Here is a 7,100-nt window from a genome sequence, read left to right as displayed (position 1 = left end):
GCGCTGCCGCTCGCCCGCGCGCGCCAGCTGCGCGGGGAGGGCGAGCGCCCGGTCGCCCTGCGGCCCGATGGCGGCCTCGTCCTGCGGCTCGCCGGCTGCCCCGACTGGGCCTTGCCCGACCGGCCGGACTTCGACGAGGACCCGTTCCGGGCCGCCCCCGTCCGCGCCGTGCCCTGGCGCCTCGCCTACCAGTCGTTGACGTGGCTCCTCGCCCTCGCCGAGCCGGCGCCGGGCCGGGCGCTCGGCCTCGCCCAGGCCTGGTCGCGGGCCAACCCGTGGGGTCAGCCGGCCGACCCGTTGAGCCTGCATCCGGGCGCGCTGCTTCCCCGGGCCGAGGTCTGGATCGGGCTCCTCGCCCTGCCGGGCGCCGGGGCCGCGGCGCCGGTCCTCACCGGCGAGGCGGTGCGCCACGGCTTCGCGCTCGCCGAGATCGTCGGGCAGAACACCTTCGGGCGGAGCCTCCACCAGCTCCAGGCCGCCGCCGCGCTGCTGGCCATCGCCCGGGCGCTGCCGCGCCTGCCGCTCGCCGGCCACTGGGAGGCGCTCGCCCGCGAGAGCCTGCGCGACGGGGTGCCGGCCCTGCTGCCCGAGGACGGCCGCTTCGCCGAATCCTCGCTCCACCGCCGCCTCGACCTCGCCACCCTCGGCCACGCCCTGCGGGACGCCCTCGGGCCCGCCGCCCCCGGCCCCCTCGTCGCCGCCCGCACCGAGGCGACACTGGCCGAGCTCGCCGGCCTCCTCGATCCCGCCGGCCGGCTGCCGCCCTTCGGCGAGGTGTTTACGGGTGCCGACGAGGCCTCCTGGATCGCCCGGCTGCGCGGCACCGGCGGGCTGGTGGCGCAGCGCCCCGCCGCGGCCGGGCCCGCCACCGCCTCGACGATGCTCCTGCCCGACACCCTGACGGCTCGCCACGAGGCCGCTGGGCGGGGCTGGTCGCACTTCGCCTGCACCTTCGCCGAGACCTCGCCCCAGGGCCACGCCGATTGCGGCTCCTACGTCTACGCCGCCGGCTCGACCCGCTGGATCGTCGAGGCCGGCGGCTCGGAGCAGGTCGAGGCCGGGGCCTCGCGCCACTACCTGCTCTCGGCCCGCGCCCACAACGTCGCGGTGGTCGAGGGGCGCGAGCCGGTGGCCGGGTACGGCCTCCACCGCGGCAGCCTCGCCCTGCCGGGCGCCACCGCCCACGCGATCGAGACCACCGTGCACGGGCCGGGCTATCGCCATCTGCGGGTCTTCGTGCTGCCGCACGACCTCTCGGGCCTCGCGGTGATCGACCGCGTCACCGCCCTCGATCACGGCAGCCTGACGATCCGGGCCTTCGCCCACTTGGCGCCCGAGACCCTCGTCGCCGTCGAGGGACCGCGCCGGGTGCAGGCCCGCCAGGCCGGCCGGCGCCTCGGCCTGGTGCCGTTCGCCATCGCGGGCCGGGTGGCGGGGCTCGAGGCGGCGATCGCCCGCGGCGACCGGCCCGGCACGATGCAGGGCTTCGTCGTCGGCCAGCCCGGGACGCTGGCCCCCGCCTGCACCCTGTCCTACGCGGTGGCGGGCCGCGGCACGGCCTGCGGCGGCCTGCTGGTGGCGGTCGACGGCCCGGCCGAGGATTCGCTCGCCCGCATCCTGGCCCGGGACGAGCTGACGCGGTTCCTGATGCAGGCCTGAAGCCCCGGGACCCCGGCGCGCACGGTTGTCGGCGCCGCTTCATCCGCGGAAATATTTCCTCGTGCGGTCGGGAACACGGGGCGGGGTCTCACGGTCGTCCCGGCGACGCTGGGTCATGCCGGGCGCGGGAGGAGGGAAGCGGCTCGCCGGCCCCGGGCCCGCCCGGGCGGGCCAGCCCCCTCTCGCCCGAGCCCTTTCCCGATGCACGATCCGGACGCGCGGCCCTACCAGCCCATCGAGGCCTACGGGCTCGTCAGCAACTGCCACGGCTGCGCCCTCGTCGCCCGCGACGGCTCGATCGACTGGGCCTGCCTCGAGCGCTTCGACGCGGCCCCGGTCTTCTCGCGCCTCCTCGACCGCACACGCGGCGGCTTCTTCGCGCTCTCGCCCGACATCCCGTCCGAGAGCGCCCGGCTCTACCTGCCCGGCACCAACATCCTGGAGACCACCTTCACCTGCGCCACCGGGGCGGCGACCGTCCACGACGTGATGCTGGCCCCGGAGGCCGGGCGGACGCTGCCGTGCCTCGTGCGCCTCGTCTCCGGCGTCTCCGGCCGGGTGCCGATGCGGATGGTCTACCGGCCGCTCGCCGGCTTCTCCGAGACCTTTCCGACGCTGAGGGCGATCCCGGGCGGCGCCGGGGCCGATGGCCTGCCGGACCTGATCGCCGACCTGCCGCTCGCGATCGAGGGCGCCGAGGCGGTGGCGCTGTTCACGATCGAGCACGGGGACGAGCAGGCCTTCGCGCTCTATCCCGGCGGCGCGGGCGACGCCAAGACCCTGCGCCCCCGCGCCCTGATGGAGACGGCGCGCCGGGCCTGGGCCGGCTGGTCGGCCGGCGCCGCCTATGACGGGCCGCTCGCCGACCAGCTCCTGCGCAGCGCGCTCACCCTCAAGGCCCTGACCTACGCGCCGTCCGGCGCCATCGTGGCGGCGGCCACCACCTCGCTGCCGGAGGAGATCGGCGGCATCCGCAACTGGGACTACCGGTTCTGCTGGATCCGCGACGCCTGCCTGTCCTTCTACGTGCTGAAGAAATTCGGCATGGTGGCGGAGGCGGAAGCGTTCTTCCGCTTCGTCGGCACGCTCGCCGAGCGCGACGAGGGCGGCCTCAAGCCCCTCTACGCCATCGCCGGCGAGACCGACCTCACCGAGCACGAGGCGACGCATTTCGAGGGCTGGCGCGGCAGCGCCCCGGTCCGCTACGGCAACGAGGCCGCCGAGCAGCACCAGGGCGACGCCTACGGCCAGGTGCTCGACCTGCTCCACATGTACCGGAGCCTCGGCGGCACGATCCCCGGGGCGATGGAGCGCCAGGCGGTTCGCCTCGCCGACTTCGCCGCCGCCCACTGGCACGAGAAGGATGCCGGCCTGTGGGAGCCGCGGAAGCCCGAGGAGCACTACCTGCACGCCGCGATCATGAACTGGGTCGCGGTCGACCGCGCCATCCGGCTCTTCGGCGAGCGGCCGCACTGGTGCGAGGCGCGGGACGCCATCGTCGCCCGGGTCAACGGCGAGGGCGTGCATCCCCGCGACGGCTACTACCCGCAATATGTCGGCGCCGACGATCCCGACGCCGCGCTGCTCATCGCCCCGATGGTCGGCTTCCCGGTCGACGAGGCGGTCTTTTCCCGCACGGTCGAGGTGGTGATCGATCGCCTCGGCCACGGTCCGCTGGTCTATCGCTACCGCAACGACGACGGGCTGCCGGGCCACGAGGGCACCTTCCTGATCTGCGCCTTCTGGCTCGTCGACGCGCTGGCCTGGCTCGGCCGGACCGAGGAGGCGCAGACCCGCTTCGACGCCCTGCGGGCGCTCCAGAACGACCTCGGCCTCTACGCCGAGGAGGTGGCGGAGGACCGCACGTTCCTCGGCAACTTCCCGCAGGCCTTCAGCCACCTCGCCTTCATCCACAGCGCCCTCGTCCTCGACCTCGCCGCCCAGGGCGGGCGCACGGCGGTGGCCGGCACCTATGCCGATCGCACCCTGCGCGAAACCCGCTGGCGCCGGGTGCCGTGGATCGTGCCGCCGGAGGGGGAGGGGGAGGGGTAGGGGCAGGGGTAGGGGAAGCGGCTCCTCCGCCCGCCATGCCGCGGGGCAGGCCCGTGGCGACGGATCGTCCAAAGCCTGACACAAAGTCTTGATCGCAAGACTGCAGGCCGGCACGATCTTCAGACGATCGAGCGTGCGATTAACCCGATCTTGAAGGCGAGCCGCCATTCGTCGACGACGGGTCGATGGACGGCGTTGGTAGTCATCATGGGAAAGCGGCGCGGTCTCGCGGGTCTGCTGGTCGCGCTCGGACTCGCCCTTCCGGCCTCGGCACGGGCCGGGGACGTGCAGGTTACGCATCAAGCCACCAAGCAGATCACCTGGTCGCTCTACGACGCGCCGCCCTTCACGATCGTCGAGGGCGAGAACCGGGGCCGCGGCGTCTTCGACCGGATCCGCCAACTCCTGACCGCCCGGCTGCCGGACTACGCCGTCGCCCACGTCACGGTGCCGTTCCCGCGCATCGTCTCCGCGCTCAGGATCGGCGAGGAATGGTGCTTCGTCGGCGGGGTGAAGACGCCCGAGCGCGAGGCCTTCGCGGCGTTCTCGCGCCCGGTGGCGATGTTCTACCCGCTGCGGATCTTCGTCCCGGCCGCGAAGCGGGCGCAGTTCGAGGCGCTGGGTCCGCTGTCCCTGCGCAGCCTGCTCACGGAGCACCGCGCCTTGCGCACCAGCGTGCTGCGCGACCGCGCCATCGCGCCGGCGGTGGACGAGCTCTTCCGGCAGCATCCGCCGGGGCAGACCTACGCCCGCTTCGTCGAGGCCTACCGGATGCTGCGAAGCGACCGGCTCGACTACCTCGTCGATTTCTCCAGCATCGCGGCCTACAACGCGCGTCAGGTCGCCGAGCCGGGCGCCTTCGTCGGCCTGCCGTTCGCGGAGAGCCCGGAGCCGGTCTTCGCCCGGGTGATGTGCCCGGCCACGCCGTGGGGCCGCGAGGTGGTGGGGCGCATCGACGCCGTGCTGGAGACCGCGCGGCCGCGTCCGGACTACCGCGAGATCGTCGAGGCCTGGGCGGCCGAGGAGGACCAGCCGCGCATCCGCGCCGTCTACGACGCCTTCCTGGCGAGCGACTGAGCCGGAACGCGAGCGTACGGTCGGGGCAGGCTCGGCGTCGCGGTCCGACATTATGATTTTGCAAAGGCTCGCCATGCGAGATCGTCTTGCACTGACCGCGATCACGCACCTTTTCACGTGATCTCGACGGCGCTGGCTGCATCGACCAAAGACCGGTCGAGGATTGTACGAGATACGTCATGGTGAAACGGTGCGGTCTTGCCGGTCTGTTCCTGGCGCTCGCGCTGGCCGGATCGGCGCGGGCCGAGGGCAAGCAGATCACCTGGTCGGTGTTCGGCGCGGCGCCGTACACGATCGTCGATGGCGAGAACCGCGACAACGGCATCTCCGACCGGATCCGCCGACTGCTGACCGCCCGCCTGACCGACTACAGCCATTTCACCATGCTCGTGCCGTTCCCACGCGTCCTCGCCTCGCTCAAGAGCGGCGAGGAATGGTGCTTCGTCGGCGGCGTGAAGACGCCCGAGCGCGAGAGCTTCGCGGTGTTCTCGCGGCCGGTGGCGATGTTCTATCCCCTGCGCATCGTCGTACGCGCGGAGAACCGCGCCCGCTTCGAGGCCCTCGGCCCGCTCTCCCTGCGGAAACTGCTGACCGAGCATCGCTCGTTGCGCACGAGCGTGCTGCGCGACCGCGCCATCGCCCCGGCGGCCGATGCGCTGTTTCGCCAGTATCCGCCGAGCCAGACCTATTCGGAGTTCGGCGAGGCGTTCAGGATGCTGCTGAACGGCCGCCTCGACTACCTCGTCGAGTTCTCCAGCATCGCGACCTATCACGCCCAGGCGCTCGGGGCGCCGGATGCCTTCGTGGGCCTGCCGTTCGCGGAAGAGAACCAGGAACCGGTCTTTCCCCGGGTGATGTGTGCCGGCACCCCCTGGGGGCGCGAGGTGGTGGCCCGCATCGACGCGGTGCTGGCCGAGGAACGGGCGAGTCCGGCCTACCGGAGCATCGTCGAGGCCTGGGCGGCGGAGGCGGACCTGCCGCGTATCCGCGCCGTCTACGATTCGTTCCTGGCCAGCGACTGAACCGGGACGCCTCCGGGCATGGTTTGGCCGGGCGCCCGCGCGGCGGAGCCGTCGGCTCCGCATCGCCGGGCACGGCGCACCGTCACGCCGCCAGTGCCGTCCCCTGCACGGCGAAGGGCTCGACCCAGACCTGGCGGCCGCCCAGGTCGTGCACGCTCACCCGCCATCCGGCCCCGTCGTCGCCCGGGTCGAGGCTGGCCATCGCTGCTGCGGCGATCTGCCGGGCGCGGCGGGCGAGGGCGCCCGGGCCGCGCACGAGGCTGCCCTCGGCATCCAGGATGCATTCCGAGCCGTTGGTGCAATGGAAGCGGTAGCGCGTCATGCCGTTCCTCTCTCGTCGCCGCTCGCCCACGGTCGTTAATGTTCACTATATGTTCTGATATGCCCATCCGCCAAGGGCCATGACGCGGTGTCGCAGGGCGCCGCGGCGACGGGCCGTGCGCCGTCGGGCGGCGGAATCGTGGCGGGGGACGGCTCGCCGCGGCCCGGGATTCCTGCCAGATTCCTTCCCGTTGCCGATGCACCGCATCGATCGCGACCTTCCGGCGGGAGGCACCGTTGTCCGGCCTGTTCGATTCCATCCTGAACTGGCGGCTCCTGCCGGGGTCGCACGCCTTCCCGGGACCGGACGGCGGCACCTGCATCAACGAGGCGGCCGTGGTGGCGGCGGGGCTGCCCTACCGGGCAATCCGCTCCTCGGCGGATTGCCCGCCCTGCTTCTCCGTCCCGCTCGCGGCCTACGCGCTCGGCCTCAACGACGCGATGCCGGACGACGAGCGGCCGCGGCTGATGGCGTTCGTGCTCCGGCTCGCCGGCTCGGCCGACGACCCGGCGATCGAGGAGGCGCGCACGGCCCATCTCGTGCTGCAGGGCGTGCGCCGCCTGCTGCCGCCGGTGCTGGAACGGGCGGGGCTGGCGCAGCATGCCACCGCCTGCCGGTCGGCGGGCGAGCTGGATCGGGCCGTGACGGTCGCCCGTCACGCCGCCTGGTCGGCCGGCTCACTGGCCGAGGCCGCGGGCCGCAACGGCACTTGGGTACGGGGTGCCCGGGCGGCGGCAGCGGCCCGAGCCGCGCTGTTCGCCGCCGAGATCGACGCCCGCACGGCCGCCGATGCGGCGGAGGCGGCTGCCCTGTTCTGGCCCGGCGCCTGGGCCGAGGCCGTGACGATCCTCGACGAGGCCGCGTGCCTTGGCCGACAGGCCCAGGCCCTCGCCCCTGAGGAAGCCGGAATGCGGCTCGAGGCCGCGAAAACCCAGCGGCGTGCGCCGGCCCACACCCCGGCGTGACTG

The 7,100-nt window shown here is 73.6% G+C and carries 6 protein-coding genes; 5 read left to right on the top strand and 1 reads right to left on the bottom strand.

The genetic code is table 11. The features are described from left to right. The 4 genes from HPY23_RS33555 to HPY23_RS12040 all read left to right on the top strand — a co-directional run. Positions 1-1,659: heparinase II/III domain-containing protein (locus HPY23_RS33555; protein WP_200649609.1), on the top strand; the 1,659-nt coding region annotated here is incomplete at its 5' end. A 201-nt stretch (positions 1,660-1,860) separates the two neighbouring features. Next, entirely contained in the window at positions 1,861-3,711 is a 1,851-nt protein-coding gene (locus tag HPY23_RS12050) for a glycoside hydrolase family 15 protein (RefSeq protein WP_091891238.1), read from the top strand. A gap of 207 nt (positions 3,712-3,918) precedes the next feature. Beyond that, complete coding sequence (locus HPY23_RS12045) at positions 3,919-4,788, top strand: TIGR02285 family protein (protein WP_091891235.1); 870 nt, start codon at positions 3,919-3,921, stop codon at positions 4,786-4,788. 179 nt (positions 4,789-4,967) lie between these two features. After that, positions 4,968-5,810 (top strand): transporter substrate-binding domain-containing protein, encoded by an 843-nt coding sequence (locus HPY23_RS12040; protein ID WP_091891232.1) that lies wholly within the window; start codon positions 4,968-4,970, stop codon positions 5,808-5,810. An 82-nt stretch (positions 5,811-5,892) separates the two neighbouring features. On the opposite strand, the gene HPY23_RS12035 is transcribed toward HPY23_RS12040, so the two are convergent. Further along, positions 5,893-6,132 carry a DUF6894 family protein gene (locus tag HPY23_RS12035; RefSeq protein ID WP_091891229.1) on the bottom strand — a complete coding sequence of 80 codons (240 nt, stop codon included), beginning with the start codon at positions 6,130-6,132 and terminating at the stop codon, positions 5,893-5,895. A gap of 236 nt (positions 6,133-6,368) precedes the next feature. Between HPY23_RS12035 and HPY23_RS12030 the strand changes: the two genes are divergently transcribed. After that, entirely contained in the window at positions 6,369-7,097 is a 729-nt protein-coding gene (locus tag HPY23_RS12030; RefSeq protein ID WP_091891226.1) for a hypothetical protein, read from the top strand. The last annotated feature ends 3 nt before the right edge of the window (positions 7,098-7,100 follow it).

The sequence above is a fragment of the Methylobacterium ajmalii genome, assembly GCF_016613415.1.
In the GTDB taxonomy this organism is placed as follows: domain Bacteria; phylum Pseudomonadota; class Alphaproteobacteria; order Rhizobiales; family Beijerinckiaceae; genus Methylobacterium; species Methylobacterium ajmalii.
The sequence above is the reverse complement of the archived record's forward strand: the minus strand, read 5'-3'. Positions and strand labels throughout refer to the sequence as shown.